The following is a 25,103-nucleotide window of genomic DNA, read 5'->3' on the forward strand; positions in this document are numbered from 1 at the left end:
TGCAGTTGTGGCTTGCAGTCACCTGACGTGTACAAAATGCCGGTTTTGATATTCAGGGCACTGCGATGACCGTCCAGCTGAAGAAAACCCTCCCGGCCAAGGCCACCCCCATCACCGTCGTCGACCGGGCTGCCTTCCAGGCCCTGGCCCCCGGCCTGCCCGAGGCCACCCGCGCCTGGTTGGCGACGGTCGGCTTCGTCGGTGCCGCCGACAGCCACGCCCTGCTGCCCGGCGCCGACGGCCGCCTCGCCCAGGTGTTTGCCGGCGTGGCGCACACGGCCCACCCCTTTGCGCTGAGCCATCTGCCGCTGGCCCTGCCGGAAGGGCTCTACAAGCTGGATGACGCCGGCCTGGCTCTGCTGCCCGAGGCGGCGGCCATGTCCTGGGAGCTGGGCGGCTACCGCTTCGACCTGTACAAGCCGGCCAAGCGGGCGCCGGCGACGCTCGCGCTGAAGCAAGGCAGCGACGCCGAGCGCGGCATCGCGCTGGCGATGGCCATGACCGCCACGCGCGACCTCGTCAACACGCCCGCCGAGCACATGGGCCCGGCCGAGCTGTCCGCCGCCGCCAAGGCCTTGGCCAAGCAGTACGACGCGACCTTCACCGAAACCGTCGGGGACGCGCTGCTGAAGAAGAACTTCCCCAGCATTCACGCCGTTGGCCGCGCGAGCACGCGCTCACCTCGCCTGATCGAGGTGAACTGGGGCAATCCCAAGCACCCCAAGCTGGCCCTGGTCGGCAAGGGCGTCTGCTTCGACACCGGCGGCCTGAACATCAAGCCCGGCGAAGGCATGCGCCAGATGAAGAAGGACATGGGCGGTGCGGCCAATGCGCTGGGCTTGGCCGGCCTCATCATGGCCTTCAAGCTGCCGGTGCGGCTGCAGCTGCTGATCCCGGCGGTCGAGAACTCGATCTCGGGCAACGCCTACCGGCCCGGCGACGTCATCAAGACCCGCAAGGGCCTGCACATCGAGATCGGCAACACCGACGCCGAAGGCCGCGTCATCCTCTGCGACGCGCTGGCCTATGCCGCCGAAGGCAAGCCCGACCTCGTCATCGACCTGGCGACCTTGACCGGCGCGGCCCGCGTGGCCCTGGGGGCCCAGCTGCCGGCCCTGTTCGCCAAGCACATGGACACGGCCCGCGACCTGGTCGACCTGGGCCTGAAGCTGGACGACCCGCTTTGGCATATGCCGCTGTGGGCGCCGTATCACTCGGGCATCGAGAGCACCATCGGCGACATCGTCAACACCGGCAAGAGCCCGCTGGCCGGCGCCATCAACGCCGCGCTGTTCCTCGAAGACTTCCTGCCGGCCCAGCAGGATTGGCTGCACGTCGACCTGTTCGCCTGGAACGACGCGCCGCGCCCTGGCCGCCCGGTGGGCGGCGAGGCGCAGACGATCCGCACCTTGCTCGCCTACCTGGAGCAGCGGTATTCGGCCTGATTACTCGGTCGCCTGATCCTTGCCAGGCGGCTGAGCCTCCTGGGCCGGAGCGGCCTCGGGAGCCTTGGGCATGGCGGCCTGATCTCGGCGCGGCTGGTCGGGCTTCCTGCCCTGCCCCTGGCGCTGGGGCGGGCGGCCGCCTTCACGACGATCATCGCGGCGGCCTTCCGGTCGACCACCGCCGCCGGGACGGCGGTCATCGCGTCGCGGTGGCGGACCGTCGCGGCGGGCCTCACGCGGCGGTGCCGGCGGGGCCTCGGCGCGCTCCTTGCGGGCGATCTCCAGCAGGCCTGGCAGCTCTTCGGGCACGACGCCCTTGAGCACGCAGAAGTTGGCCTCGGTCAGCGTCGTGCGCTCGAAGTCCCACAGCAGCTGGCCGCGGTTGCGGCGCTGCTGCGCTTCCAGCTGGTGGCGCTCCTGCTCCACCTGCTCGCGTTCCTGCTTCAGGCCGCGGCGGCGGGCCAGCTCTTCCTGGGCCGCCTTGAGGTGTTCCTCGGTGATCTCGCCGGCCGGCTGGCCGTCGAGGTCGAAACGGGTCTTGGCCTGGGTCAGCGCGATCAGATAGCCGGTGCTGCCGGTGTAGCGGCGCAGGAAGACGCTGAGCTGGGCCTTGCTGAACTTGCCGGGCGCACGCTCCTGGATGTCGGCCTGCACGCGCAGCTTGACCGGCTTAGGTCTGCCGGTGAATAGCGCCGGGAACAGAGCCTTCAGCTCGGCCGTGGCGTCTGCCGCCGATGCAGCGGGCGCGGCCTCGGCAACAGCCGGCGCAGCGTCGGCGGGCGTCTCGGACACGCTCTCGGTGGCGGGCGTCGCCTCTGGTGCGGACACGGGCGCAGCCGCAGCGGCTGCCGGTTCTTCGGACGGGGTGACGGGATCGGGAAGATCGGAATTCATCGCAAAGCCGCCGAAGCGGCAGCAAACAGGCAAGGGCCGGGATTGTCGGCCATCATGGCCACCTGCACGCCATCTCTTGGAAAGGCCAGCCCAATGCACCTCGAAGGCTCATGCCATTGCGGCCAGATCAGGTTCTCCGTCGAAGCGGATTCGCCCGTCCCCTTCATGCGCTGCTACTGCTCCATCTGCCGCAAGACGGCCGGTGCGGGCGGCTATGCGATCAACCTCGGAGCGAAGACGCTGTCGATGAAGGTCAAGGGCAAGCGGCATCTGCGCATCTACCGCGCCAAGCTGCCCGACAAGTCGGGCAAGGGCCAGCACAAGAGCAGCGCGCGACGCTATTTCTGCATGAAATGCGGCAGCGCCCTGTGGCTGTGGGACCCGACCTGGCCCGAGCTCGTGCACCCGCACGCCAGCGCCATCGACACACCGCTGCCGACGCCACCTGAGCATGTGCACTGCATGGTGGGCTCCAAGGCGGACTGGGTCGAGGTGGAAGGCTCGCCAAAGGACCCGCGTTTCGATGAGTACCCGGACCACTCGCTGGCCGAGTGGCACCAGGCACACGGCCTCTAGCCAAGGCCGCCGAAGACCTTCTTGAGGATGGCGCTGCCGGTGCCGACCGGGTCCTGGCGGATCTTCTTCTCCTCTTCGGCAATCATGCGATAGAGGCCGTCCAGCGCCTTGGCGGTCACGTACTGCTGGATGTTGGCCTCGTCGCCCTTCACCAGGCCGAAGCCGCCGGCCTTCTTGGCGACGGCGTTGTACTTGTCGGCCAGCGACACCTTCTCGGTCGCCTTGGTCACGATGGGCAGGAACTGCTGACCCAGTGGCTCACGCGTCTTGCCGGCAAAGAACTGCGTCACCGAGTCGTCGCCGCCTTTCAGGATCTTCAGCCCGTCGTCGACGCTCATGTCCTTGACGGCCTTGACGAGCAGAGGCTTGGCGGCCGGCACCGCCGCCTCGGCGGCGCGGTTCATCGCGGCGACGAGTTCGTCCAGCTTCTTGCCCTGGCCGGTGGCCTTCAGCAGCTTGGCGGCGTCCTTCAGATAGCCGGGCAGCTCGATCTTGACGAGGGGGTTGCCGAGGAAGCCGTCCTGCTTGCCAAGCAAGGCCACGGCGGAATTGGCGCCACGCTCCAGGGCCGTGCGGATGCCGGCGTTGGCGTCACCCTCGCTGAGGTTGAGTGCCCAGGCCGGACGCAGCAGCAGGAGAGCGGGCGCACTGGCGATGACGAGGCGGCGTTGCATGGTGACAGGCTCCGGTCGGGGGAGCCCCATCTTGCCATCGCCCGTTCTAGGCTGCGACGACGTGCTGCAGCGCGCGTTGGATCTCGCGCTTCTGGCGGTACATGCGCTGGTCGGCCAGTTCCAGCAGCTGCACGACATCGCTGCCGTCTTCGGGGAAGCAGGCCGCACCCAGGCTGGCCGCCAGCGGCAGGTTGCGGCCTTCGAAGTGGAAGTCGCCGTTGAGTTGCTGGCGCAGGCGGGCGATCGTCGCCTCCAGCCCGCCTTCAGGGGCCAGGGGCCGCAACAGAATGCCGAACTCGTCACCGCCCAGGCGAGCCGCCGTGTCGGACTGGCGCACGCTGGCGTTCAGCCGTCCGGCGAACTCCAAAAGGGCCGCGTCACCCACGCGATGGCCATGGTTGTCGTTGATGGGCTTGAGGCCGTTCAGGTCCAGCATCAGCACAGCCAAGGGCAGACCGTCGCGCCCAGCCTGGGCCAGGGAGGAGCGCAGCCGGTCCAGGAAGAGGGAGCGGTTGGGCAGGTTGGTCAGACCGTCGTGCGTCGCCTTGTGGAAGAGCTCGCCGGGGGCATACCGGGTGGCGAAATACATGGCTGCGGCGACCAGGTCGGACAGCAGCTCCAGCAATGCGAAATGGCGGTCATTGAAATGAGCCACCTGGCTGGACATGGCCTTGAGCACGCCCACCGTCTCGCCCTGATGGCGCAGCGGCACGACGACCATGGAACGCAGGCCCAGCTTCTCGCAGGCAACGCGGTCGGTGCGGGGGTCGGTCAGCGCATCGTCGCAGTGCAGGGCGCGCCCCTCGCGCACGCACAGGCCCGACAGGCTGGCGCCACGCTTGAGCCGCAGGCCCAGACTGCCGCGGGCCATGCCGGCCGCGGCGCGATAGACCATGTCCTCGCCCTCGGCCAGCTCGACGGCCGCACCGTCGGCGCCCACCAGGCTCAATGTGCGCTGCACGACCAGGCTCATCAGCCCGCCCAGATCCAGTCCCAGCCGAGCCACCTCGGTCTGGATGGCGATCACCTCCAGCAGCTTTTCTCTGCTCGGCACCTRCGACTCCTGCCTGCATCACCCTGGATGCGGCCCCGCGGAGCGATGCTCTCTGTCGGGAACAACCCTGTTCAGGGTGGATTTTTACATCCAGACATAAATGATGTCGACGGGGATTTACCCATCAGGAATGGCTCAAATCCGGGCACAGCCTGGGATCAGCGCAGAACCTGCACGAACTGTCGACGCCCGTTCCGGTAGCCATACAGCGGCACCAAAGGCTCCAGCAAATCACCCTTGGCATCAAAGCCGATGCTGCCGGTGACGCCCTGGTAGCTGCGCGTTGCGGCCAGCAAGGGCAGATATCGGGCCGGGTCGGCCGAGCCGGCGCGCTGCATGGCATCGGCCAGCAGCTTCACCGCGTCATAGGCTTGGGGAGCGTAGAGCTGCACGTCAAGGCCGAAACGGCTGCGAAAGCGCTGCTTGAAGGTCCGCATTTCATCGCTGCCGGGGCCGTCGATCAGCCCTCCAGGCTCGGCACAGAGAATCTGGGCGGACAAGCGGACCGACCCGATTTCCCCAGTGCAGATGCCGTCACCGCCGAAGAATTGCCCCTTCCAGCCCAACTGGGCCAGGGCTTCGAGCAAGACCCTGGCTTCGCGGTCCGTGCCGCCATAGAAGACGGCATCGGCCTGGGCTTCGACGATACGGCCCGCCTGAGCAGCAAAGTTGCTGGAGAAAGTACTCGTGTACTCCCGCCCGCTCGCCGTTGCACCGGACTCGCGCAGGCCGGATTCGAAAGCATCCGCCAGGCCCTGGCCGTAAGCCGAGCGATCGTCCACGATGATCAGCGAACGGAACTTGAGTTGAGCGGCATGCCGGCCCATCACGCGGCCGACCGCCACATCGTCGACGACGACGCGGAAGGCTGTGCGCAGGCCTTGCCGGGTGAGCTTGGGGTTGGTGGCGGCCGGCGCCACCGACGGGATACCGGCATCCGCATACACCTTGAACGCCGGAATGGAGGTGCCTGAAATCAGGTGCCCGACGACGCCTTGCACGCGCGCTTCGACCAATTGCCGAGCGACGGCCACGCCCTCCCGCGGATCGGCCCGGTCGTCCCGGCTCACCAATTCGAAAGTGACCACCCGGCCGCCAATGTTGAAGCTGCTCTGGTTCAGCTCCTCGATCGCCAGCCTCGCGCCGTACTCGTTGTCTCGTCCGAGATGACCGATCACTCCCGACGTCGGCCCGGCAATGCCGATGCGCACGACGGAAGGCTGCGGCGGCGTGGCACAGGCGACGAACAACAGGGTGCTGCACACGGCAAGCAGGCGGGCAAGGGACATGGCTGTCTCGAAATGAGGTGCCCGCGTGCATGCGGGCGAGCAGAAGAATGCGGCGGCAGACGATCAGCGCAATCGCGCCAATCTCTCGGTCAGCAGGCCGAAGAAGCCATCCGAGTCGACATGACGCAGCACCTGGGCATTGGCAGGCAGGCCGGTCACGGCCCACCAGTCGATGACGGTCATGCCGCGCGTCAGCTCGCTCTGCGTCTCGACGCGCACATTGCAGTCACGGCCGGTGAAGAGTTCCGGGCGCAGCAGCCAGGCGATCACGCAGGGGTCGTGCAGCGGGCCGCCGTCCTGGCCGTATTTCTCTTCGTCGAAGCGCTCGAAGAACTCCATCCACGCGGCAACGACGCCGCCGACGCGGTTGCCCAGGTGGCGGATGGCCTCGATGCGGGCCGCCGTCGTCAGCGCTTCGTGGGTCACGTCCAGCGGCGCCATCGTGATGGGCACGCCGCTGGTGAAGACCTCATGGGCGGCCTGGGGATCGACGTAGATGTTGAACTCGGCCGCCGGCGTGACGTTGCCGCCCTCGAAGAAGCCGCCGCCCATCAGCACGATGCGGCGGATGCGCGCCGCGATGTCGGGGGCCTGGCGCAGGGCCAGCGCGATATTCGTCAGCGGGCCGAGCGGGCACAGCATCACCGTGCCGGCCTCGCGCTCGCGCAGGGTCTGGATGATGAAGTCCACCGCATGGCGCGGGTCGAGGCCAAGAGTCGGCTGGGGCAGCTCGACGCCGTTCAGGCCGGTATCGCCATGCACATGCTCGGCGGTCACCAGCGGCACGTCCAGCGGCCGGTCGGCGCCGGCGCAGATGGCCACGTCGCGGCGGCCGGCCAGTTCCATGACCTTGCGGGCGTTCAGTGTCGTCAGCGCCAGCGGCACGTTGCCGGCCACCGTCGTCACGCCGAGCAGCTCCAACTCGGGGCTGGCGGCGGCCAGCAGCAGCGCGATGGCGTCGTCCTGGCCGGGGTCGGTGTCGATGATGATGGCTTGGCTCATACGAGGGCGGGCGGGGGTGCGAGGTCGAGGTCGATGGCGCCGAAGAGGCTGGCGCCCTCGGCGGACTTGAGGTCCAGACGCAGGCTGTCGCCGGCGGCGAGCGGCAGTTCCAGGCTGCCGAGGGTCGCGCCGGCGAGCTGGCCGGCACGCAGCGAACGCAGGCGGGCCAGCCGCGCGAGCACTTCACCGGGCGCTGCAGCCACATCACGCGGGTCGAGCTTGGCGCCGTTGTGCAGCACGTTCAGCCGGGCCTGCAGGCGGCCGCCCGCCCAGGCCTCGCCCAGCTCATCGGGTGTGACGGCCAGCGGCGCGCAGTGGGTGGCGATCAATTCGCCGTCCAGGCGCCAGTCCACGGCGAAAGTCAGCAGGCGCAGCGCGTCCAGTGCGGCAGCGGTGTCGCTGGCGGCAGCCAGGTCGCCGCTGATGGCGGCCAGCACCGGCTCGCAGGCTGCGGGCGCCTTCAGGGGCTGGTGCGAGGCCTGGAACTGGCCGGCTTCGCGCCGCACGCCGCCATCGGCATCGACCACCGCCCAGCCAAAGGCGCGTGGCAGCGGCGCCACGCATTTCTCGGGCTCGAAGGCGAAGGCGTGGCGCAGCTTGCCGTGGTTGAGCTGCACGGCCAGGTCTTCGAGCTGGGGAGCGAGGAAGCCCCAGTCGTCGAGGACCTGCTGCAGGCGCGTGGCGATGCCGGTGGCGTAATGCGCCTGGGTCAGGTCGCGCGACACGACGACGAGATGGCCGTCGCGCGAGCCGTCGGCGTAGCTGGCGAGTTTCATGGGCGGAGATCCGGGGTGATGGCAGCATTGTGCGATGCGCGCCGGCCTGCTCTTCCCCCGCGCCGCCCTGCTCGCGCTGGCGGCCAGCCTGCTCGCCCACCTGGCGCTGCTGGGGGGCGAGCGCGTGCGCGACGACGGCGCCACCCGGCCGGCACGGGCCGTCAGCGTCGCGCTGCTGCTGCCGCCGACCGCGCCAACGGCCCTGCCCGAACCGGCGCTGCCCGTCCCGCCCTCGCCCCAGGCGCGCTCAAGCCGCCCCAGCACCCGGCCTCCCATGCCGGCGGTGGAAGCGCCCGCCCCTGCGCTCGATGCACCCTTGCTGCGGCTGGCCGGCCCGGCCGCTTGGCATTTCCGGCTGCGCCAGGGCGGCCAGGATGGCGAGGCCCTGCTGGACTGGCGCCCCGAGGCCGACGGCCGCTACAGCCTGCGCCTGACACGCCGCGTCGGCGAGCGCGCCCTGCCGGCGCTGGAAAGCCTGGGCCATCTGGGCAGTGCCGGCCTGGCGCCCGAACGCTTCGCGCTGCAGCGCGGCGGCCAGGACCGCCAGGCCATCAATTTCGATGCCGAGGGCCGGCGCGTCAGCTTTTCGGCCAGCCCCGCCCAGCTCGACCTGCCGGAGGGCGCGCAGGACCGCCTGTCCTGGTGGCTGCAGCTCGCGGCGCTGGTGCAGGCCACCCCGGCACCCGGCGGGCGCTGGCGCGTCTGGGTAGCCGGACTGCGCGGCGAGCTGCGGGAATGGACCTTCGAGGCCGTGGATCCAGGCCCCGAAGACGCCGGCATGCTGCATCTGCGCCGCCTGCCGCTGGGTGAGCGTGACCCCGGCGTCGAGCTGTGGCTGGACCCGGCGCGGGCCTATTGGCCGGTGCGGCTGCGCCAGGGCGACCCGGAAACGCGCGGTTTCGAGATCCGTCTGTCCGACGTGAACTCCTGACGCTTCCTACACGTTGTCAGCGCATGGGATGACCCGAACAGCGGGGTGTTCTGCCAGTATCTGAACCAAGCGGGGCTTGAAACGCCCGGCCCCACCCGCAGTTGAAGCCCTGAGGAGAACTCCATGCACATGCTCTACAACTCCGACAGCTTCATCGTCGTCCAGTTTGACGTGCCGCACGCCGAGCTTCAGGCGGTGGAAGCGGGGCCGCAGCTGAACCGCGGCGGTTTCGAGATCGTCGACAAGTTCGCCCGCAAGGAAATCTTCATCGAGGGCGCCCTGGCCGAATCCTTCCAGCAAGGCGTGCAGGCCCTCATCGACGACGGCGAGCCTTCCGAGGACGAACTGGACGCCTTCATCGAGCGCTATGCCGTGATGGGCCAGCAACCAGTCGTGATGCACTGAGCACTTGGGGGGCCGATCTTGCATTGATCTGCCGCCAAGCCTGATACAAGATGGGTCCGCGCCGGCCGTTGCAGGCTGCGCAAGGAGTCCATCGAATGGTGAAGCGAGTCGCCGCTGAGACAGCCGCCCGGGCATCTGCCCGCGTGCTGCCCTCGCCCGGCCTGGACAGCGCCCCGGTGCTGGACCGCATGTGCTCGCAGTTCGTGCTGACGCTGACCGTCAGGCACGCGGGCCGCTTCAATCTGCGCCGCGACTTCAACGGCCTGCTGTCCTTCACGGGCCGCCACCTCGTCTGGCCCACCCGCGTGCTGCAGAGGCTGCGCGGCTATCTGGGGCAGCGCTGCGCCGGCAACGAGCTGTGGCGCGGCCACGACGCGCTGAGCGACGAGGCCTTCCTGGACCGCTTCGGCCAATGGAGCGGCCCCTTCTCGGAAGCCACGCTGTTCTTCTACCTCGACGAATACGTCAAGGATGCGCCCAAGGACATGATGGCCCTGCTCGCCACCACCTGCGAGCACCTGGACCGCCAGCTCAAGCGCGAGTCGACGCTGGTCGAGAAGAACATCGCCGCACTGGGCACGCTGCTGCAGCTCAACCCGGCCGAGCGCGCCATCCTGCTGTACGGCACGCTGGCCCGCTACCAGCGCGAACTGCGCGGCGCCCTCGTCGAGTTCAAGGTCAACACGGCCCAGGAGGCCTTTGCCGCGATTGCCGCCGTCGCTGGCGTCGATGAGCGCGAGGTGGCCGAAGCCCTCCGCGCCGGCTCGCGCCTGGAGCGCATCGGCATGGTCGAGAACCTGATCTCGGAACACAACATCACCGACCTGGCCGACCTGATGAAGGTCAGCGACCAGTTGCCACCGGTGCTGATGCGCGAATACCAGGGCCCGCATGACCTGATGGCCGTGTTCACGCGGCCGGCCACGCTGAGCATGCTCGGCGCCAGCGATTTCCAGTTCGTCAGCGACGACCTGGGCCTGCTGCAAGGCCTGCTGCGCCAGGCCGTCGCCACGCATGCGACCGGCGTCAACGTGCTGCTCTACGGCCCCCCGGGGACGGGCAAGACGGAGCTGGCCAAGGTGGCCGCCGCGGCCGCGGGCCTGGATTTGTACGAGGTCGAGTACGCCGACCGCGACGGCAATTCCCTGTCCGGCCGCGACCGCTACCGTTCGCTGCAGATCAGCCAGGTCTTCCTGAAGGCCAGCGCCAATGTGGCCCTGCTGTTCGACGAGGTCGAGGACGTGTTCCCGCCCTTGTCCAGCGACACGGCGTCGCTGCTCAACCGGCTGGACGCCAGCGGCGAAGGTGGCGTCGGCAACTCGGTCAGCGGCAAGGCCTGGGTCAACCAGATCCTGGAAACCAACCCGGTGCCCGTCATCTGGGTGACCAACCGCATCGAGCAGATCGACCCGGCCTTCCGCCGTCGCTTCCAGTACCACCTGGAGCTGAAGTCGCCGCCGCCCGGTGCACGCAAGGGCCTGGTGTCCAAGGCGCTGGGTGAAGTCAGCGTCAGCGAAACCTTCATCGCCAAGCTGGCCGAGCGCCCGGGCCTGACGCCGGCGCAGATCCGCACCGCGGTGCGCTTTGCCCAGTTGGCCGGTGGTGCCGATGAGGCCGAAAAACTCATCGAGCGACAGCTGCTGAACGCCGACAAGGCCCTGGGCCGCGACGATGGCAGCAGCATGGCTCGGCCCTGTGTCACCAGCTATGCGCTGAGTCTGCTGAACTGCGAAAGCCGCTTCGAGATCCCGCGCATCGTCGAGGCCCTGCGCCGCAAGGGCAGCGGCCAGCTCTGCTTCTACGGCCCGCCCGGCAGCGGCAAGACCGCGCTGGCCGAGCACATCGCCCAGGCCCTGGGCCGGCCGCTGATGGTCAGGCGCGCCAGCGACATCGCCAGCAAGTTCGTCGGGGAGACCGAGCAGAACATGGCACGCATGTTCGAAACGGCCCAGACCGAAGGCGCCGTGCTGCTGCTCGACGAAGCCGACAGTTTTTTGCGCAGCCGCAAGCATGCCGAGCGCAACTACGAGGTCAGTGAAGTCAACGAGATGCTGGCCGGCATGGAGCGCTTCAGCGGCCTCTTCATCTGCACGACCAATCTGTTTGACGATCTCGACGAGGCGGCACTGCGGCGCTTCGCGTTCAAGATCCGCTTCAAGGCGCTGAAAGCCGAGCAACGCATGGCGATGTTCGAGCGCGAGGCGGGCGAGGCCCCGACGGACGAGCAACGCGTGCGACTGGCCGCGATGGACTGCCTGACGCATGGCGACTTCGCAGCCGTTCGGAACCAGGTCGAGATCCTCGGCGAGGCCTTCACGCCGGATGAGTTCCTGGCTCAGCTGGAGGCTGAGCATCGGGCCAAGCCGGAGGTGCGCGAGCGCAGGGGAATCGGGTTCAGGGCTTGACCCAAAGCGACCCGGCTACTGAGGGTCGCGGAGGTCAGGATCACCGGAACCGGTGAGCGTGCGCGTCTCTCGAACGAGCTGCGCATTTTTCGGCAAGGTGACTGTGATGGCCTCAATAGCGTACTGATGGTGGATGTAGCCCATCTCGTTCAGGCTGGACACCACCAGGACCGGGCCAAAGCGCTTGGCAACGAACTTCATGCCCCATTGAGATGCGGGTGTTTCCTTCCAGTTCGGATCGGGGGAGTGATAGCCCTGAGCACCGCCCTCGACACGACCAGCGACTGTGATTTGCATCGCGTTCGCAGTTTCAACCTTCGCCCGTTCTGCGTGCGCCGATCTCAAGACGACGCGCTCAATCCCCTCGGCATCGAACGACTGCGAAATCAGCGCGTCGTCAGCGTGAACCGTCGTGCAGATGAACAGTGCGACGCCGAACTGCGCTAAGAAGCGATGCTGCATTGAATGCTCCCGCAAGACACCGATGACAATTCACAGCTGCTCGCAGCCTAGCGCGCCATCTCCGTCAAAGAGCCCGGTAGTAGTACGTTGTCGAGCATGGCGCCCCATCCGGCATCAGCGCGTAGTTCGGAATGTCCCCCGCCCGCTGCCAGCCCGTTCTTTCGTAGACCCGCGATGCATCGCTGCCCGTGACGGTGTCGAGCACCAGCGTCGTCTTGCCCAGTTCTTGCGCTCGCGACTGCAGCGCCCGCAGCAGCCGCTCGGCGACGCCTTGTCGGCGAATGCGGCGGTGAACCAGCATCTTGCCGACGTCCGCCCGATGAGGTTGGTTGTCTGGCATGTCGATGACGAGGGATAGCGTGCCGCAGATGCGGCCAGCCTCGTCTTCGGCGACGAAGAGATGGCGCTCACCCGCAGCGACTCCCGCTGCCACCTTGCGCCAGAACGCCTCGGGCCGGCCGGTCGCCAGCGGCAGCATGAACCCCACCGACGCGCCACCCTCGACGCAATCGCGCAGCACCTCGGCCAGTTCATCCACACGGGCCAGCGCCTCGGCGCCATCGAGTTCGCGGACGTTCATGGGCGGGCTCCAGTGAGCGCAACAAGGTAGCGCGCCGGCTTGGTTCCAGGATTGTGGAAACGGATGGGCGCATCCAGCCGCATGGCCAGGCAGTCGCCGGGGTTCAGCTGCCACTGCTCGCTGCCGTGGCCGATTTCCATGACGCCATCGATCATCCAGACCAGCTGATGAATGTCGGCGTCACGCTCCGATGTCTCGAAGGACACGCGTTGACCGGCCGGGAAGACGACGTCCACCAGCTGCAGTGGCGACGCGCCGGCCGGGGACACATTGCGGCGGCGGTAGCCCGAGGCGGGGTCATCCCAGACGGGCTGATCGGCCACGCGCGTCAATGGCGAAGGCGCCGCTGGCGCGGGGCCGGCCTCGAACATCGACGCGACGCTGACGCCGAGGGCCGACGACAGCTTGTCCAGCACGACGGCCGTCGGGCTGCTCTGGCCGCGCTCGATCAGCGAGATGTTGGAGCGGCTGACGCCGCTCTTCTGCGCCAGCGCGTCCAGCGACAGGCCGGCAGCCGAGCGAAGTTCGTGGAGGCGGCGGCCGATGCGTTGCGTGATGTCCATGCATTCCAGTTTACTGGAATTTTCTTTCCATCAAAATGGAATGGCCCGTTCCACGGCGCGACGCCAGGCCGGGTCGGGCCAGCGCCGGCCAAGGCGCCAGGCGGCATGGGTGAGCTTGATGACATGGGCGTCGTCCTGTTCACAGGCGGCCGCGATCAGTGCCGGCCAGGGGCGGCTGGGCGGGCGGTCAAGCATCAGCGCCGGCTCGGCGCCGCTGGCCAGCAGGCCGGCCGCCGCGGCGATGCTGAAGCCGAGGGCCAGCCCGGGCGCCGGCCACCAGGGTTCCAGCACCCCCATCGCGTGGCTGGCCGTCAGCAGATGCAGCACGGTGAAGTTGCCGGTCGCTGAATAGGTGCGCGCCGCCAGCAGCGCCAGCTCGCGCAGCGTGTCCGGCCCTTGCCGCAGACGGCCGGCGACCGCGGCGAAGTCGGGCGATTCGCCCCAGGCCTGCATACGGCCATGGATCAGCGCGCCCGCCGGGTAGATGACAGGCGGCAGCTTGCGCAGCGCCTGCAACCAATCGGCCATTTCCAGCGGCGGAGCGTCGGCCGTCGTCGGCGACGGCAGCGGCAGGAAGTGGGCCGCCCAGTGGGCGAGACCGCTGGCCAGCTCGCCATCATGGCCGGCCAGCACCGCATGGCCGGTGCGGATCAGGCCATGGAAGGCGATCGCTCCCACGCCGGGCAAYAGCAGCGCCAGGGCCTCGCGCAACGTGTCAGCGGCGCCGGTCTCCGCGATGCGCGCGGCGAAGTGGGCGTGCCAGGCGGCCTCGCTGTCCGGCCGCCCCAGGTCGCGCTCCAGGCTGATGCTGGCCGGGCGGCCGTTGACGCGCGGCTCGAGGTGGGCTTCATAGCCCTCGCTCCAGGCTTGCAGGCGTGCGGCCGAGGCGCCCAGCTCCAGCAGCGCCTGCTGGGCCATGGGCAGGTGGTTGCTCAGGCGGCCACGGTAGGTGGGCGACAGCGCCGCGCCGGCATCGAGCAAGTGGTGCAGCTGGGCCAGCGTGGCGGGCGCGGGGGTGGCGGTCTTCATCAGCATGGGCGGTCTCGGCTGTGGGAACATGGCGCCATGCTCGAAGTTCAAGTGGACTTGAAGTCAAGCCCTGACGGCCCGACCGCTCCCCTGAGCATTGGCCAGCTGGCCAAGCGCTCGGGCGTGGCAGCCAGCGCGCTGCGCTTCTACGAGGCCGAAGGTCTGATTGCCGGCGGCCGCAGCAGCGGCGGGCACCGCCAATACCCGCGCCATGTGCTGCGCCGGGTGGCCTTCATCCGCGCCGCCCAGGTGGTGGGGCTGACGCTGCCGCAGATCAAGGCGGCGCTGGCCACCCTGCCGCAGAGCCGCACGCCCACCAAGGCCGACTGGACGCGGCTGTCGGCCGGCTGGGCGCCGCTGCTGGACGAGCGCATCGCGGCCCTGCAGCAGCTGCGCGAGCGGCTGACGGGCTGCATCGGCTGTGGCTGCCTGTCGCTGAAGGCATGCGCCCTTTACAACCCCGAGGACGTCAAGCGCGGCGAGGGTGCCGGGGCGAGGCTTCTGCGCATCGAAACCGCGACTTGACCCCTTGGCGACGGCGGGTGAGCACTTCCCGGCGAAAATACCCGGGTTAACCCGCCAAACCGTCCGCCCAACCGTCCGCCCAACCGTCCGCAAGAACGACCGCCATGAGTGCCTTCCACGAAGAGACCGTCCTGACCGTCCACCATTGGACCGACCGCCTGTTCAGCTTCACGACGACGCGCGACCAGGCCCTGCGTTTTTCCAATGGCCACTTCACGATGATCGGCCTGAAGACGGAGACGGGCAAACCGCTGCTGCGCGCCTACAGCATCGTCAGCGCCAACTACGAAGAGCAGCTGGAATTCCTCAGCATCAAGGTGCCGGACGGCCCGCTGACCTCCAAGCTGCAGCACATCAAGCCGGGTGACAAGATCATCGTCGGCCGCAAGCCCACGGGCACGCTGCTGATCGACTATCTGCTGCCGGGCAAGAACCTCTACCTGCTGGGCAGCGGCACGGGCCTGGCGCCCTTCATCAGCGTCGCGCGCGACCCCGAGACCTATGAGCGCTTCGAGAAGGTCATCGTCGTGCATGGCGTGCGCCATGTGAACGAGCTGGCCTACCACGACCACCTCACCGTCGACCTGCACCAGCACGAATTCCTCGGCGAATTCGCTGCCGAGCAGCTGCTGTACTACCCGACGGTCACGCGCGAGCCTTTCAAGAACATGGGCCGCATCACCGACCTGATCCAGACCGGCAAGCTGCAGGAAGACCTGGGCCTGCCGGCGCTGGACCCCGAGACCGACCGCATCATGCTGTGCGGCAGCCCCGCGCTGCTGAAGGACATGCAGGAGATGCTGGAGATCCGTGGTTTCAAGGAAGGCAGCACGACGACGCCGGGCGACTACGTCATCGAGCGCGCGTTTGTAGAAAAGTAATCCACTTTCAGCCAGTGCCGCCGCGCGTGCGGCGCGCCCTGGTTTGGGATGAGCTGCAAGGCGCAAAGCGGAGCCGGGCTCGCGCCCGGCGAGCATTTGCAACGCCGCAGATCGCCCAAACCAGGGATGCGCCGCTCGCGCGAGCCTACATGCCCTTGAACAGGTGCGTGTAGCTGCGGCTGACTTCGAGCTTCTCGGTCAGGCCGCGCACGCCCACCAGCTGACGGCCGCGGAAGTCGCGCGTGATGCCGTCGATGGCGCGCGCGTTCACGAGTGTGGAGCGGTGGATCTGCCAGAAGACCTGCGGGTCGAGTTCGTCCACCAGCTCCTTGATGGGCTTGCGGATCAGCGCCTCGACCTTGGCCGTCTGCACCCGGGTGTACTTCTCGTCGCTGATGAAGAACAGCACGTCCTCGACCGGGATCATCTGGATGGCCTGGCCGACGGTGGCCTGGATCCACTGCAGATATTGCGGCTTGCCCGCGGGGTTCATCTGCCCCGACAACTTGTGCAGCAGCTGCTGCAGCGGCACCGGCGCGCTGTCGCTGAAGTCGCTTGACGGCGCCTCGCGCTGGGCCAGACGCTTCTTGATGCGGGCCACCGTCAGCTGCAGGCGCTCACGCTCGGCGGGCTTCAGCACATAGTCGGCCACGCCCTGCTCGAAGGCCTCGACAGCGTACTGGTCGTAGGCGGTGATGAAGACGATCTCGGGCACCAGCCAGTCGTCGTCCTCGTCGGTCCCCTCGTCGCCCAGTTGGGCGATCTGGCGGGCAGCCTCCACGCCGGTCAGGCCCGGCATGCGGATGTCGAGGAAGACGATGTCGGGCTTGTGCTGCTTCGTCAGCTCGACGGCCTCGAGGCCGTTCTTGGCCTCGGCGACGATCTCCAGCTCGGGCCAGACCTCGGTCAATCGGGCGCGCAATTGCTCGCGCATCAGTCTTTCGTCGTCGGCCAGAACGGCACGGATGGGTGCATTGCTCATAGCCGACGATGCTAGTTCAGACTGGCGTCGATTTGGCAGTGTTGGCGCGGCTGCGGTTGCGCAGGACGACGAAGAGCAGCAGGCCAAGCAGGATCAGCGGCGAGCCGAGCACGGCGCCGACGCCGAGCAGGCTGGCCACGACCAGGGCCAGCACGCCGCCGACGATGAGCAGCGGCAGGGCCACGCCCAGCAGCAGCACCAGGGGCACGACGACGATGCAGACCAGGGCCGCGACGAAGAGGCCGATGCTGGCACCCAGCCAGTCGCCGAAATCGCTGCCGCCGAGGAAGAACTCGCCGTCGTCCAGCACGATGTGCATGTCCGGGCCGCCGTGGTGGTGCAGCAGCGCAAAGCCGCCGAACATCGCCACCAGGACCATCAGCGCGGTGCCAATGAACAGGATCTTGAACAGGGTTTTCATGCTGCGACTCCTTCGTCGTTGCGGCTGCGATAGGGCACGGTGATCGTGACGACCGTGCCACTGGGTTGGTTCTCGGTGACGGTGACGCTGGCCTTGCTGCCATGCAGCAGTTGCAGGCGTTCGCGGATGTTGGCCAGGCCCACGCCGGTGCCGCTGGTGGCGGCGCGGCCGAAGCCCAGGCCGGTGTCGGCGACCGTGACGGCCAGCTTGCCGTGCACGATCTCGGCCTTGACCTTCAGGCTGCCGCCCTCGGCCTTGGGTTCGAGGCCATGCTTGATGGCGTTCTCGACCAGGCCCTGGATCATCATGGGCGGGAATTCGGCGGACAGCAGGCCCTCGGGCACGTCGATCTCGGTCTGCAGGCGCTCTTCCATGCGCATCTTCAGGATCTCGAGATAGGGCCGGATGACGGCCAGCTCGCGGCCCAGGTCACGGGTGGCGGTGGCGTTGGCCTCGCGCATGGTGGGCATGGAGGCCCGCAGCAGCGCGATCAGGTTCTTCTGCATCTGGCTGGCCCGCGGCGGGTCGACCTCGATGAGGTGGTCGATGGACGCCAGCGTGTTGAACAGGAAGTGCGGCTCGACCTGGGCCTGCATGGCGGCCATGCGGGCCTCGATGACCTGGCGCTTGAGCGCCTCGCTCTCGGCGTTCTCTGCCGCCTGGGCGGCCTTCACCTCGGCCTGGATGCGGCCCTTGTACATGGCCTTGATGACGGCCGAGGCCAGGATCCACAAGATGGCCAGGTCGACCAGGGAGTCGCCGGCATGCACGATGGTGACGCGCTTGCGGCTCTGGGCATTGCTTGCTTCCTCGACGGCGTCCTGCAGCGCAGCCTGGGCCTCGGCGGCGGCCTGCTGAGCGTCCTTGACCTCCTCGGCCTCCTGCTTGAGCTGGCCGAGCTGCTCCTTGGCCTGGTCGATGGCGGCGCGGATGTCCTCAGGGCGGGCACTCTTGGGGAAGTCGATGGAGATGGCCGGGGCCGGGTCGGCCTTGGGCTCACCGTCGTCATCGACGGCACTGGCTGCCGAGGCCGGGCGCACCGGCTGGATGCGCACGCCGCGCTCGTCGATCTTGACTTCGTAGTGGATGCCCTTGTCGGCCTCCTTCTTGCCCGCCTTGTCGACGGCCTTGCGGGCCTGCTCGACAGCCTTCTTGGCTTCGGCCTCGGCCTTGGCCCGGCGGCGCTCGGCGCCATGGTCATGGTCCTCGACCTGCTCGCTGACGCGCCAGGTGAAGGGGGGCAGGTTCTTCAGCACGTTGACGCCGATCAGCAGCGCCAGCGACAGCAGCACGAAGCGCTTCCAGCTGATGCCGACCAGCCAGCCGGCGTAGATGTGGAAGTAGCGCACCACCGTGGCGGAAAAACGCTGCCAGCGCTCGATCCAGAGCTTTTGCTGGGGGCTGGGAGAGAAGGTGGGAGTCATGGCCGGTTTGTCGTCGTTGGGGCCACTGTAAGCAGAGTGGCCGGGCGCCGTGGGCTTGACGCGACACGCCGGCCGGGGTGGGGGACGAACTGCATGGACGGGCGACAGGCCGTGCGGCCGGCCGTGACAGGGCTGTGAAGGCCGTGGGAATAGTTCACGGATCGCCCAGCAAAAAGCCCGCCAGAGGCGGGCTTCGAGAGGAAGGGCAGCGGGTTTACTGCTTGATGGCCTCGACCTGGACCAGCAGGCGGATGGCGTCCGGCGTGACGGCCGGCATGGCGTAGACGATGCCCCACTGGCTGCGCTGGATGGTGGTCTCGAAGTCGCCGCCGCAAACCTCGCGCTTCAGGCGCGGGTTCTCGTAGCAGTTGAAGCCGGTGGCCGTCAGCGTGACCGGGTTGGTCTTGCCGCGCAACGTCAGCTCGCCGGAGACGCTGGCGACCTTGTCGCCATTGAAGGTGAACTTGTCGCCGACGAACTTGGCCGTCGGGAACTCCTCGACGGCGAAGAAGTCCTTGCTCTTCAGGTGGCCATCGAACGGGGCCGTACCGGTCGTGAGGGAGGCCATGTCGATGGTGAACTCGACCTTGCCGGTCTTGGCGGCCTTGTCCAGCGTGACCGAACCTTCCTTCTTGTCCCAGCGGCCGCGCAGCGTGCTGGTGCCGAAATGCTTGGCTTCGAAGGTGACCGCCGTGTGGCTGGGGTCGATGGCGTAGGTGGCGCTTTGGGCCTGGGCGGCGCCAACGGCGGCGAGCAGGGTGGCGAGCAGCAGGGCTTTCTTCATCGTGAAGGTCTCCGGGGGGTGAGGGGAAGGAAGGGGTTGAGGTTACAGGCCGGCGAAAGACAGTTTGAACTTCACGGTCACATCGTTGGCCACCATGGAGGTGTCGGCCCATTCGCCGTCACCGATCTTGAAGTCCAGGCGCTTGATGGCCACGCTGCCACTGGCCACGCCTGAGGCCAGCGTGAGGGGCACGACAACATCGCGGCTGGCACCCTTGATGGTCAGCTTGCCGGCCACGTCGTATTTGCCGGGGCCGGTGGCCTTGATGCCACTGGACACAAATGTGGCCTTGCCGTTGCGCTTGGTGTCGAACCAGGGCGTCTTGGCGAGCTCGGCGTCGAAGCTGGCGTCGCCCAGGGACACGCTGCCCAGGTCCACCGTGAAGGCGATCTTGCCGGCCTCGGGCTTCTTGGTGTCGAAATCGAGCTGGGCTTCGAACTTCTTGAACTTGCCGTCCACCGGCACGCCCATCTGCTTGAAGGTGAAGCTGAGGTCGCTCTTCTCGGGTTGCAGCGTGGCGGCCTGGGTGGCCAGGGCGCTGGTGGCGATCAGCAGGGCGGAGAACAGGCGTTTCATGAGGTCCTTTCAGGCGCGGTTCAGGTACGACCCAGGCCCATGCGGGCAAGCAGGCCGTCGCGGTCGATGAAGTGGTGCTTGAGGGCGGCGGCCACATGGGCGGCGACGAGCAGGCCCAGGCCATAGGCGGCGAAGTGGTGCACCAGCTTCAGCGTCTCGGCGAGTTCCTTGTCCTTGCCCACGAAGTCGGGCAGCGGCAGCACGCCGAACCAGACGATGGGAAAACCCGCCGCCGAGCTGTAGGCCCAGCCGGACAGCGGCACGGCGAAGAACAGCACATAGAGCAGGTTGTGCGTCACATGGGCGGCGCGCAACTGCCAGGCCGGCATGGGGATGTCGGCTGGYGGGCGATGGGTGAGGCGCCACAACAGGCGCAAGGCGGACAGCGTCAGGATGGTGACGCCGGCCCATTTGTGCCAGTTGTAGAGCTTGAGCCGCGTGGGCGAGAACGGCAGGCTGGTCATGTACAGACCCACGCCGAAGGCGCCGACGATGGCCAGCGCCAGCAACCAGTGCAGCGCGATGGCGATGGGGGTGTAGCGGTTGGCAGGGCTCATATGGGTTTGCAGTGTGTTCCCGGCAGAGGGGGGAGCGGTTCATTGGCCTTGTCGCCAATGTTCAGCGATTTTGAACGGCTCGGGGGTGGTGCGTGCAATCCCGTGGGTTTGACCCAGTTGCGCACCGACAGCTCCCAGCCAGACTCGGTCTCAGCGGCGCGCGCCCGGCCGCAGGTTCTGTTGAAGGCGCATTCAAAACATCCATTGGAGACAGCCCATGACCCAGAAACCCAGCGCTCGCCGTCGCTTCATCAAGACGGCCGCGGCCACGACGGCCGGGGGTGCCGCCCTGGCAGCCCCCATGATCTCGAAAGCGGAGACCGTCAGCCTGCGCTTCCAGTCGACCTGGCCTGCCAAGGACATCTTCCACGAGTACGCCCAGGACTTCGCCAAGAAGGTCAACGACATGGCCGGCGGCCGGCTGAAGATCGAGGTGCTGCCGTCCAACGCGGTGGTGCCGGCCTTCCAGCTGCTCGAGGCCGTCAACAAGGGCACGCTGGACGGCGGCCACGGCGTGGTGGCCTATCACTACGGCAAGAACTCGGCGCTGGCGCTGTGGGGCTCCGGCCCTGGCTTCGGCATGGACCCGAACATGCTGCTGGCCTGGCACAACTACGGCGGCGGCGAGGCCCTGCTGGAGGAAATCTACAAGTCCATCAACATGGAAGTGGTGTCCTTCCTGTACGGCCCGATGCCGACCCAGCCCTATGGCTGGTTCAAGAAGCCGGTGGCCAACCTGGACCAGATGAAGGGCGTCAAGTTCCGCACCGTGGGCCTGGCGGTGGACCTCTACACCGAGCAGGGTGCGGCCGTGAACCCGCTGCCCGGCGGCGAGATCGTCGCGGCGCTGGACCGCGGCCTCATCGATGCGGCCGAGTTCAACAACGCCACCAGCGACCGCATCCTCGGCTTCCCCGACGTGGCCAAGAACTGCATGCTGCAGAGCTTCCACCAGAGCACCGAGCAGTTCGAGATCCTGTTCAACAAGGGCAAGTACAACGCGTTGCCGGCCGAGCTGAAGAAGATCATCGACTACGCGGTGCAGGCGTCCAGCGCCGACATGAGCTGGAAGGCCATCGACCGCAATTCCAAGGACTACGCCGAGATGAAGAAGGGCGGTGTGGCCTTCTACAAGACGCCGGACGCCATCCTGCGCAACCAGCTCGAATCCTGGGACAAGGTGATCGCCAAGAAGTCGGCCGAGAACCCGCACTTCAAGAAGGTGCTGGACAGCCAGCGTGCCTTCGCCCTGCGTGCCGGCCAATGGCAGAACGACTACCTGGTCGACTTCAAGATGGCCTGGAACCACTACTTCGCCAAGAAGGGCTGAAGTCCCACTGAGCGTGTCAATCGACGGGCCCTTCGGGGCCTGTCCTGCATGAGGGGTGTCGCGATGGATGTGCAGAAGCTGCTGCATCGGGTGGACGGCATCAGCACGTGGGTCGGCAAGGCCTCCGCCTGGCTGATCGTCGTGCTGATGCTGATGGTGGTGGCCGAGGTGTTCAAGCGCTACGCGCTGAACATGCCGACGGCCTGGATCTTCGACGCGAGCAACATGCTCTACGGCACGCTGTTCATGATGGGCGGCGCCTACGCGCTGGCCCACGACGGCCATGTGCGCGGCGACTTCCTCTACGGGCGCATGCAGCCGCGCACCCAGGCCTGGCTGGACCTCGTGCTCTACGTCGTCTTCTTCCTGCCCGGCATCGGCGCGCTGACCTGGAGCGGCTGGACCTACTTCGGCGACTCGCTGCGCATCCACGAGACCACCTTCAACGCCACGCCGCTGCCGGTCTACCCCTTCAAGGCCATCATCCCGATCGCCGGCGCGATGGTCATGCTGCAGGGCCTGTCCGAGATCCTGCGCTGCATCGTCTGCATACGCACGGGGGCGTGGACGCCAAGGCTGCGCGACGCCGAGGAGATCGACGTCGTCGAGCAGCAGCTGGCGGCCAGCACGCACGTCGACGCCGCCGCGGCCCGCGAGGCCATCGAACGGACCAAGAGCATCGACGAAATCGCGCGCCAGCGCAGCACCACTGGAGGCAACCCGCATGAGTAATGCCGCCCTCGGCCTGACCATGCTCAGCCTCATCGTGGTCGTCATCCTGCTCGGCTTCCCGACGGCCTTCACGCTGATGGGCCTGGGCATGCTGTTCGGCTTCGTCGCCTTCTACGACCCCGGCCAGCCCTGGCTGGACAACCGCATCTTCGACCTGATGGTGCAGCGCGCTTATGGCGCGATGAACAACGACACGCTGCTGTCGATACCGCTGTTTGTGCTGATGGGCTATGTGATGGAACGCGGCGCGCTGGTGGACAAGATGTTCCACAGCGTGCAGTTGGCCTTCCGCCGCCTGCCCGGTTCGCTGGCCGTCACGACGCTGGTCATCTGCACCTTCTGGGGCATCGCCAGCGGCCTGGTCGGCGCCGTCGTCGTGCTGATGGGCGTCATCGCGATGCGGCCCATGCTGAAGGCAGGCTACGACACGCGCCTGGCCGCGGGCGTCATCACGGCCGGCGGCACGCTGGGCATCCTGATCCCGCCCTCCGTGATGATCATCGTCTACGCGGCCGTGGCCGGGCAGTCGGTCGTCAAGCTCTACGCAGCGGCGATGTTCCCGGGCTTCTTCCTGGCCTTCCTCTACCTCGTCTACGTGATCGGCTGGGCGATGATCGACCCCAAGGTCGCGCCGCAACTGCCGCCGGAGCAGCAGCGCGCGCCGATCTCGCCGGCCGTGGCGGCACTGGCAGAGCGTTATTCGCCGCGCATGCTGTGGGCCCTCGTGAAGGCGCTGCTGTCGCCAGCCGGCGCCTCCATGCGCTGGGGCGGGCTGCTGGTCGGCCTGCTGCGCGCGCTGGTGCCGCTATGGCTGGCCATCGTCTGCCTGGGCACGACGTGGTGGTACGTCACCATCTACTCGCAGAAGACCGAGGCCTCCGCACCCGCGGCGCTGCAGAAGATCGACGCGCCCGCACCATCCGGCGGCCTGCAGGAGCCGCCCAGCACCACGGGCGGGCTGGCCGAGCCACCGGGCGCCAGCAGTGGCCTGCAGGAGCCGCCAGGCGCATCGTCCGGCCTCAGCGAACCCCCCGGCGCCTTGGCCGAGCCGGGTGCCACCAAGCCGGCCGGCGACGAGCCGCTGCAGCGCATGGGCGGCTCGACCGACGACGCACCCCATCACGAAGCCGTGCCGGCGGGTTTCTACACGGGCTTCGCCATCGCCTGCGCGCTGACGGCAGCATTGCTGGCCTGGTACTACTGGCGCTTCGACGCCGAGCAGTACGAGATCCTGAACATGCTGGTGTCGTCGGTGATGCCGCTGGGCATCCTGACGCTGGTGGTGCTGGGCGTCATCCTGTTCGGCATCACGACGGCCACCGAGTCCGCCGCGGTGGGCGCGGCGGGGGCCTTCCTGATGGCCTGGCAGGCGGGCTCGCTGACCTTCCAGAAGACCAAGGAAGCGGTGTTCCTGACGGCCAAGACGACGTCCATGGTCTGCTGGCTCTTCGTCGGCTCGGCGCTGTTCTCCGCGGTGTTCGCGCTGCTGGGTGGCCAGGCGCTGGTGGAGCGCTGGGTGCTGTCCATGGACCTGACGCCGCTGCAGTTCATGCTGCTGTCCCAGGCCATCATCTTCGTGCTCGGCTGGCCGCTGGAATGGACGGAGATCATCGTCATCTTCGTGCCCATCTTCCTGCCGCTGCTGGCCCACTTCCAGATCGACCCCATGCTGTGGGGCGTGCTGGTGTTCGTGAACCTGCAGGCCGCCTTCCTGAGCCCGCCGGTTGCCATGTCGGCCTTCTATCTGAAGGGCGTGAGCCCGCCGCACGTGACGCTGAACCAGATCTTCGCGGGCATGATGCCCTATATGCTCATCGTCATCCTGTGCATGGTGTTCATGTATCTCTGGCCGGGGATGACGCTGTGGCTGCCGGGTTACTTGTACGGGCGGTGACGAGAAAGACACCGACCATCACCAGCGCCGTGCCGAGCACGATCCAGGCATTCATCGGCTCGTCGAGGATGAAGACGCCCATCAGGATGGTGCTCATGGGGCCCAYCATGCCGACCTGCGACGACAGCGGCGCGCCGATGCGGGCGATGGCCAGCATCACCATCAGCACCGGTGCCACCGTGCAAGCGGTGGCGTTGAGCAGCGACAGCCACATCACCGGCTCGGGCACGATGAAGGCGGAGATGGGCTTCAGCACGGCGAACTGGCCAATGCACAAGGCGCAGGCCACGCTGCTGGCCAGGCCGGCCAGGCGCATCGAGCCCAGGCGCTGCACGACCTTGCCGGACAGCGCGAGATAGATGGCATAGCTGATGGCGCTGGCGAACACCAGGGCAGCGCCGATGGCGGTGTTCCTGCCTTCGAAGCTCAACTCATGCGCGAACACCGCGACGACACCGGCATAGCTGATGGCGAGCGCCACGACCTGGCGGGCCTGCAGGCGATGGTGGAAGAACACCACCGAGATCAGCAGCACCAGCGTCGGGTTGAGATACAGGATGAGGCGCTCGAGACTGGCCGTGATGTAGGCCAGGCCCGCGAAGTCGAGATAGCTGGCCAGGTAGTAGCCGGTGAAACCCAGCACCGCAATATCGCGCCAGTCCTGCCCTGTCAGTGCAGGCTTGCCCCGCCCCGCCCACCAGGCCATGGCCAGGAAGAAAGGCAGGGCCAGCAGCATGCGCCACATCAGCAGGGTGACCGCGTCCACGCCGTAGCGGTAGGCCAGCTTGACGATGATGGCCTTGCCCGAGAAGCCGATGGCGCCCAGCACCGCCAGCAGCAGGCCAAGCCAACGGCGGTCCGTTGCGGTCGAGGTCGAAGAGGCGGCGGCAGGCATGCGCGGCCCAGTCTAGG

At 67.7% G+C, this 25,103-nt stretch carries 27 protein-coding genes; 10 read left to right on the forward strand and 17 right to left on the reverse strand.

The window, feature by feature from the left end:
- The first annotated feature begins 65 nt into the window (after positions 1-65).
- Positions 66-1,445 carry a leucyl aminopeptidase family protein gene (locus AC1D2H_RS15230; RefSeq protein ID WP_478011544.1) on the forward strand — a complete coding sequence of 460 codons (1,380 nt, stop codon included), beginning with the start codon at positions 66-68 and terminating at the stop codon, positions 1,443-1,445.
- Here AC1D2H_RS15230 and AC1D2H_RS15235 read toward each other — a convergent pair whose 3' ends face one another.
- Positions 1,446-2,339, reverse strand: coding sequence for a ProQ/FINO family protein (locus AC1D2H_RS15235; protein ID WP_478011545.1), 894 nt, complete (start codon positions 2,337-2,339; stop codon positions 1,446-1,448). It abuts the gene before it with no gap.
- A 93-nt stretch (positions 2,340-2,432) separates the two neighbouring features.
- Between AC1D2H_RS15235 and AC1D2H_RS15240 the strand changes: the two genes are divergently transcribed.
- On the forward strand, positions 2,433-2,915 hold the full coding sequence (locus AC1D2H_RS15240) for a GFA family protein (protein ID WP_478011546.1): 483 nt from the start codon (positions 2,433-2,435) through the stop codon (positions 2,913-2,915).
- Here AC1D2H_RS15240 and AC1D2H_RS15245 read toward each other — a convergent pair.
- From AC1D2H_RS15245 to AC1D2H_RS15265, 5 genes are all read right to left on the reverse strand, one after another.
- Positions 2,912-3,589 carry a DUF4197 domain-containing protein gene (locus tag AC1D2H_RS15245; RefSeq protein WP_478011547.1) on the reverse strand — a complete coding sequence of 226 codons (678 nt, stop codon included), beginning with the start codon at positions 3,587-3,589 and terminating at the stop codon, positions 2,912-2,914. The genes AC1D2H_RS15240 and AC1D2H_RS15245 overlap by 4 nt on opposite strands.
- Before the next feature lie 46 nt (positions 3,590-3,635).
- Positions 3,636-4,643 (reverse strand): diguanylate cyclase domain-containing protein, encoded by a 1,008-nt coding sequence (locus AC1D2H_RS15250; protein WP_478011548.1) that lies wholly within the window; start codon positions 4,641-4,643, stop codon positions 3,636-3,638.
- Between the two features lie 158 nt (positions 4,644-4,801).
- Positions 4,802-5,932, reverse strand: coding sequence for a branched-chain amino acid ABC transporter substrate-binding protein (locus tag AC1D2H_RS15255; protein WP_478011549.1), 1,131 nt, complete (start codon positions 5,930-5,932; stop codon positions 4,802-4,804).
- A 63-nt stretch (positions 5,933-5,995) separates the two neighbouring features.
- The gene (locus AC1D2H_RS15260) at positions 5,996-6,934 is read right to left on the reverse strand and encodes a nucleoside hydrolase (RefSeq protein ID WP_478011550.1); all 939 of its coding nucleotides are present in this window, start codon (positions 6,932-6,934) and stop codon (positions 5,996-5,998) included.
- Entirely contained in the window at positions 6,931-7,710 is a 780-nt protein-coding gene (locus AC1D2H_RS15265; protein WP_477927443.1) for a fumarylacetoacetate hydrolase family protein, read from the reverse strand. Before AC1D2H_RS15265 ends, AC1D2H_RS15260 begins: the two co-directional genes overlap by 4 nt.
- 34 nt (positions 7,711-7,744) lie before the next feature.
- Between AC1D2H_RS15265 and AC1D2H_RS15270 the strand changes: the two genes are divergently transcribed.
- The 3 genes from AC1D2H_RS15270 (at position 7,745) to AC1D2H_RS15280 (ending at position 11,451) form a co-directional block, all read left to right on the forward strand.
- The gene (locus tag AC1D2H_RS15270) at positions 7,745-8,641 is read left to right on the forward strand and encodes a hypothetical protein (RefSeq protein WP_478011551.1); all 897 of its coding nucleotides are present in this window, start codon (positions 7,745-7,747) and stop codon (positions 8,639-8,641) included.
- A gap of 123 nt (positions 8,642-8,764) precedes the next feature.
- A complete protein-coding gene (locus AC1D2H_RS15275; RefSeq protein ID WP_056191800.1) occupies positions 8,765-9,046 on the forward strand; it encodes a BTH_I0359 family protein in 282 nt (93 codons plus the stop codon).
- Positions 9,047-9,141: 95 nt separating this feature from the next.
- Positions 9,142-11,451, forward strand: coding sequence for an ATP-binding protein (locus AC1D2H_RS15280; RefSeq protein WP_477930272.1), 2,310 nt, complete (start codon positions 9,142-9,144; stop codon positions 11,449-11,451).
- Between the two features lie 15 nt (positions 11,452-11,466).
- Here AC1D2H_RS15280 and AC1D2H_RS15285 read toward each other — a convergent pair whose 3' ends face one another.
- The 4 genes from AC1D2H_RS15285 to AC1D2H_RS15300 all read right to left on the reverse strand — a co-directional run bounded on the left by AC1D2H_RS15285 (position 11,467) and on the right by AC1D2H_RS15300 (position 14,085).
- Positions 11,467-11,913 (reverse strand): hypothetical protein, encoded by a 447-nt coding sequence (locus AC1D2H_RS15285; RefSeq protein WP_478011552.1) that lies wholly within the window; start codon positions 11,911-11,913, stop codon positions 11,467-11,469.
- 64 nt (positions 11,914-11,977) lie between these two features.
- Positions 11,978-12,493 (reverse strand): N-acetyltransferase family protein, encoded by a 516-nt coding sequence (locus AC1D2H_RS15290; protein ID WP_478011553.1) that lies wholly within the window; start codon positions 12,491-12,493, stop codon positions 11,978-11,980.
- Positions 12,490-13,056 carry a helix-turn-helix domain-containing protein gene (locus tag AC1D2H_RS15295; protein WP_477930266.1) on the reverse strand — a complete coding sequence of 189 codons (567 nt, stop codon included), beginning with the start codon at positions 13,054-13,056 and terminating at the stop codon, positions 12,490-12,492. Before AC1D2H_RS15295 ends, AC1D2H_RS15290 begins: the two co-directional genes overlap by 4 nt.
- Positions 13,057-13,086: 30 nt before the next feature.
- A complete protein-coding gene (locus AC1D2H_RS15300; RefSeq protein ID WP_478011554.1) occupies positions 13,087-14,085 on the reverse strand; it encodes a questin oxidase family protein in 999 nt (332 codons plus the stop codon).
- Positions 14,086-14,121: 36 nt separating this feature from the next.
- Here AC1D2H_RS15300 and soxR point away from each other — a divergent pair, with 36 nt between their 5' ends.
- Together soxR and AC1D2H_RS15310 are read left to right on the forward strand one after the other, a co-directional pair.
- Positions 14,122-14,610 (forward strand): redox-sensitive transcriptional activator SoxR, encoded by a 489-nt coding sequence (soxR, locus tag AC1D2H_RS15305; protein WP_478011555.1) that lies wholly within the window; start codon positions 14,122-14,124, stop codon positions 14,608-14,610.
- A gap of 104 nt (positions 14,611-14,714) precedes the next feature.
- Positions 14,715-15,491, forward strand: coding sequence for a ferredoxin--NADP reductase (locus AC1D2H_RS15310; protein WP_457445897.1), 777 nt, complete (start codon positions 14,715-14,717; stop codon positions 15,489-15,491).
- 145 nt (positions 15,492-15,636) lie between these two features.
- Here the strand turns inward: AC1D2H_RS15310 and AC1D2H_RS15315 are convergent, their stop codons facing one another.
- From AC1D2H_RS15315 to AC1D2H_RS15340, 6 genes are all read right to left on the reverse strand, one after another.
- Positions 15,637-16,473 carry a LytR/AlgR family response regulator transcription factor gene (locus tag AC1D2H_RS15315; RefSeq protein ID WP_477930260.1) on the reverse strand — a complete coding sequence of 279 codons (837 nt, stop codon included), beginning with the start codon at positions 16,471-16,473 and terminating at the stop codon, positions 15,637-15,639.
- Between the two features lie 16 nt (positions 16,474-16,489).
- Positions 16,490-16,894: a hypothetical protein gene (locus AC1D2H_RS15320; protein ID WP_477930259.1), complete on the reverse strand. Its 405-nt coding sequence runs from the start codon at positions 16,892-16,894 to the stop codon at positions 16,490-16,492.
- A complete protein-coding gene (locus tag AC1D2H_RS15325; RefSeq protein WP_477930257.1) occupies positions 16,891-18,318 on the reverse strand; it encodes a sensor histidine kinase in 1,428 nt (475 codons plus the stop codon). Before AC1D2H_RS15325 ends, AC1D2H_RS15320 begins: the two co-directional genes overlap by 4 nt.
- A gap of 214 nt (positions 18,319-18,532) precedes the next feature.
- Positions 18,533-19,102 (reverse strand): YceI family protein, encoded by a 570-nt coding sequence (locus AC1D2H_RS15330; RefSeq protein WP_477930255.1) that lies wholly within the window; start codon positions 19,100-19,102, stop codon positions 18,533-18,535.
- Between the two features lie 42 nt (positions 19,103-19,144).
- Positions 19,145-19,678, reverse strand: coding sequence for a YceI family protein (locus AC1D2H_RS15335; RefSeq protein WP_477930253.1), 534 nt, complete (start codon positions 19,676-19,678; stop codon positions 19,145-19,147).
- A gap of 20 nt (positions 19,679-19,698) precedes the next feature.
- Positions 19,699-20,235 (reverse strand): cytochrome b, encoded by a 537-nt coding sequence (locus AC1D2H_RS15340; protein WP_478011556.1) that lies wholly within the window; start codon positions 20,233-20,235, stop codon positions 19,699-19,701.
- A 217-nt stretch (positions 20,236-20,452) separates the two neighbouring features.
- Between AC1D2H_RS15340 and AC1D2H_RS15345 the strand changes: the two genes are divergently transcribed.
- From AC1D2H_RS15345 to AC1D2H_RS15355, 3 genes are all read left to right on the forward strand, one after another.
- On the forward strand, positions 20,453-21,565 hold the full coding sequence (locus AC1D2H_RS15345) for a TRAP transporter substrate-binding protein (RefSeq protein ID WP_477930249.1): 1,113 nt from the start codon (positions 20,453-20,455) through the stop codon (positions 21,563-21,565).
- Between the two features lie 63 nt (positions 21,566-21,628).
- A complete protein-coding gene (locus AC1D2H_RS15350) occupies positions 21,629-22,297 on the forward strand; it encodes a TRAP transporter small permease subunit (protein WP_478011557.1) in 669 nt (222 codons plus the stop codon).
- On the forward strand, positions 22,290-24,191 hold the full coding sequence (locus tag AC1D2H_RS15355; protein ID WP_478011558.1) for a TRAP transporter large permease: 1,902 nt from the start codon (positions 22,290-22,292) through the stop codon (positions 24,189-24,191). The genes AC1D2H_RS15350 and AC1D2H_RS15355 overlap by 8 nt, the downstream gene beginning before the upstream one ends.
- Here the strand turns inward: AC1D2H_RS15355 and AC1D2H_RS15360 are convergent.
- Positions 24,133-25,086, reverse strand: coding sequence for a DMT family transporter (locus AC1D2H_RS15360; RefSeq protein ID WP_478011559.1), 954 nt, complete (start codon positions 25,084-25,086; stop codon positions 24,133-24,135). The two genes, AC1D2H_RS15355 and AC1D2H_RS15360, sit on opposite strands and share 59 nt — an antisense overlap.
- Positions 25,087-25,103: the final 17 nt, after the last annotated feature.

It is taken from the genome of Roseateles sp. P1_C1_2 (genome assembly GCF_056406535.1).

Bases quoted from the DNA above. Each gene is read 5' to 3' on its own strand.
- AC1D2H_RS15315 (WP_477930260.1), bottom strand. From the start codon at position 16,473: ATGAGCAATGCACCCATCCGTGCCGTTCTGGCCGACGACGAAAGACTG.
- AC1D2H_RS15350 (WP_478011557.1), top strand. From the start codon at position 21,629: ATGGATGTGCAGAAGCTGCTGCATCGGGTGGACGGCATCAGCACGTGG.
- AC1D2H_RS15355 (WP_478011558.1), top strand. From the start codon at position 22,290: ATGAGTAATGCCGCCCTCGGCCTGACCATGCTCAGCCTCATCGTGGTC.
- AC1D2H_RS15245 (WP_478011547.1), bottom strand. From the start codon at position 3,589: ATGCAACGCCGCCTCGTCATCGCCAGTGCGCCCGCTCTCCTGCTGCTG.
- AC1D2H_RS15285 (WP_478011552.1), bottom strand. From the start codon at position 11,913: ATGCAGCATCGCTTCTTAGCGCAGTTCGGCGTCGCACTGTTCATCTGC.
- AC1D2H_RS15320 (WP_477930259.1), bottom strand. From the start codon at position 16,894: ATGAAAACCCTGTTCAAGATCCTGTTCATTGGCACCGCGCTGATGGTC.
- AC1D2H_RS15290 (WP_478011553.1), bottom strand. From the start codon at position 12,493: ATGAACGTCCGCGAACTCGATGGCGCCGAGGCGCTGGCCCGTGTGGAT.
- AC1D2H_RS15275 (WP_056191800.1), top strand. From the start codon at position 8,765: ATGCACATGCTCTACAACTCCGACAGCTTCATCGTCGTCCAGTTTGAC.
- AC1D2H_RS15265 (WP_477927443.1), bottom strand. From the start codon at position 7,710: ATGAAACTCGCCAGCTACGCCGACGGCTCGCGCGACGGCCATCTCGTC.
- AC1D2H_RS15260 (WP_478011550.1), bottom strand. From the start codon at position 6,934: ATGAGCCAAGCCATCATCATCGACACCGACCCCGGCCAGGACGACGCC.
- AC1D2H_RS15330 (WP_477930255.1), bottom strand. From the start codon at position 19,102: ATGAAGAAAGCCCTGCTGCTCGCCACCCTGCTCGCCGCCGTTGGCGCC.
- AC1D2H_RS15240 (WP_478011546.1), top strand. From the start codon at position 2,433: ATGCACCTCGAAGGCTCATGCCATTGCGGCCAGATCAGGTTCTCCGTC.
- AC1D2H_RS15325 (WP_477930257.1), bottom strand. From the start codon at position 18,318: ATGACTCCCACCTTCTCTCCCAGCCCCCAGCAAAAGCTCTGGATCGAG.
- AC1D2H_RS15270 (WP_478011551.1), top strand. From the start codon at position 7,745: ATGCGCGCCGGCCTGCTCTTCCCCCGCGCCGCCCTGCTCGCGCTGGCG.
- AC1D2H_RS15255 (WP_478011549.1), bottom strand. From the start codon at position 5,932: ATGTCCCTTGCCCGCCTGCTTGCCGTGTGCAGCACCCTGTTGTTCGTC.
- soxR (WP_478011555.1), top strand. From the start codon at position 14,122: ATGCTCGAAGTTCAAGTGGACTTGAAGTCAAGCCCTGACGGCCCGACC.
- AC1D2H_RS15235 (WP_478011545.1), bottom strand. From the start codon at position 2,339: ATGAATTCCGATCTTCCCGATCCCGTCACCCCGTCCGAAGAACCGGCA.
- AC1D2H_RS15295 (WP_477930266.1), bottom strand. From the start codon at position 13,056: ATGGACATCACGCAACGCATCGGCCGCCGCCTCCACGAACTTCGCTCG.
- AC1D2H_RS15280 (WP_477930272.1), top strand. From the start codon at position 9,142: ATGGTGAAGCGAGTCGCCGCTGAGACAGCCGCCCGGGCATCTGCCCGC.
- AC1D2H_RS15345 (WP_477930249.1), top strand. From the start codon at position 20,453: ATGACCCAGAAACCCAGCGCTCGCCGTCGCTTCATCAAGACGGCCGCG.
- AC1D2H_RS15310 (WP_457445897.1), top strand. From the start codon at position 14,715: ATGAGTGCCTTCCACGAAGAGACCGTCCTGACCGTCCACCATTGGACC.
- AC1D2H_RS15335 (WP_477930253.1), bottom strand. From the start codon at position 19,678: ATGAAACGCCTGTTCTCCGCCCTGCTGATCGCCACCAGCGCCCTGGCC.
- AC1D2H_RS15230 (WP_478011544.1), top strand. From the start codon at position 66: ATGACCGTCCAGCTGAAGAAAACCCTCCCGGCCAAGGCCACCCCCATC.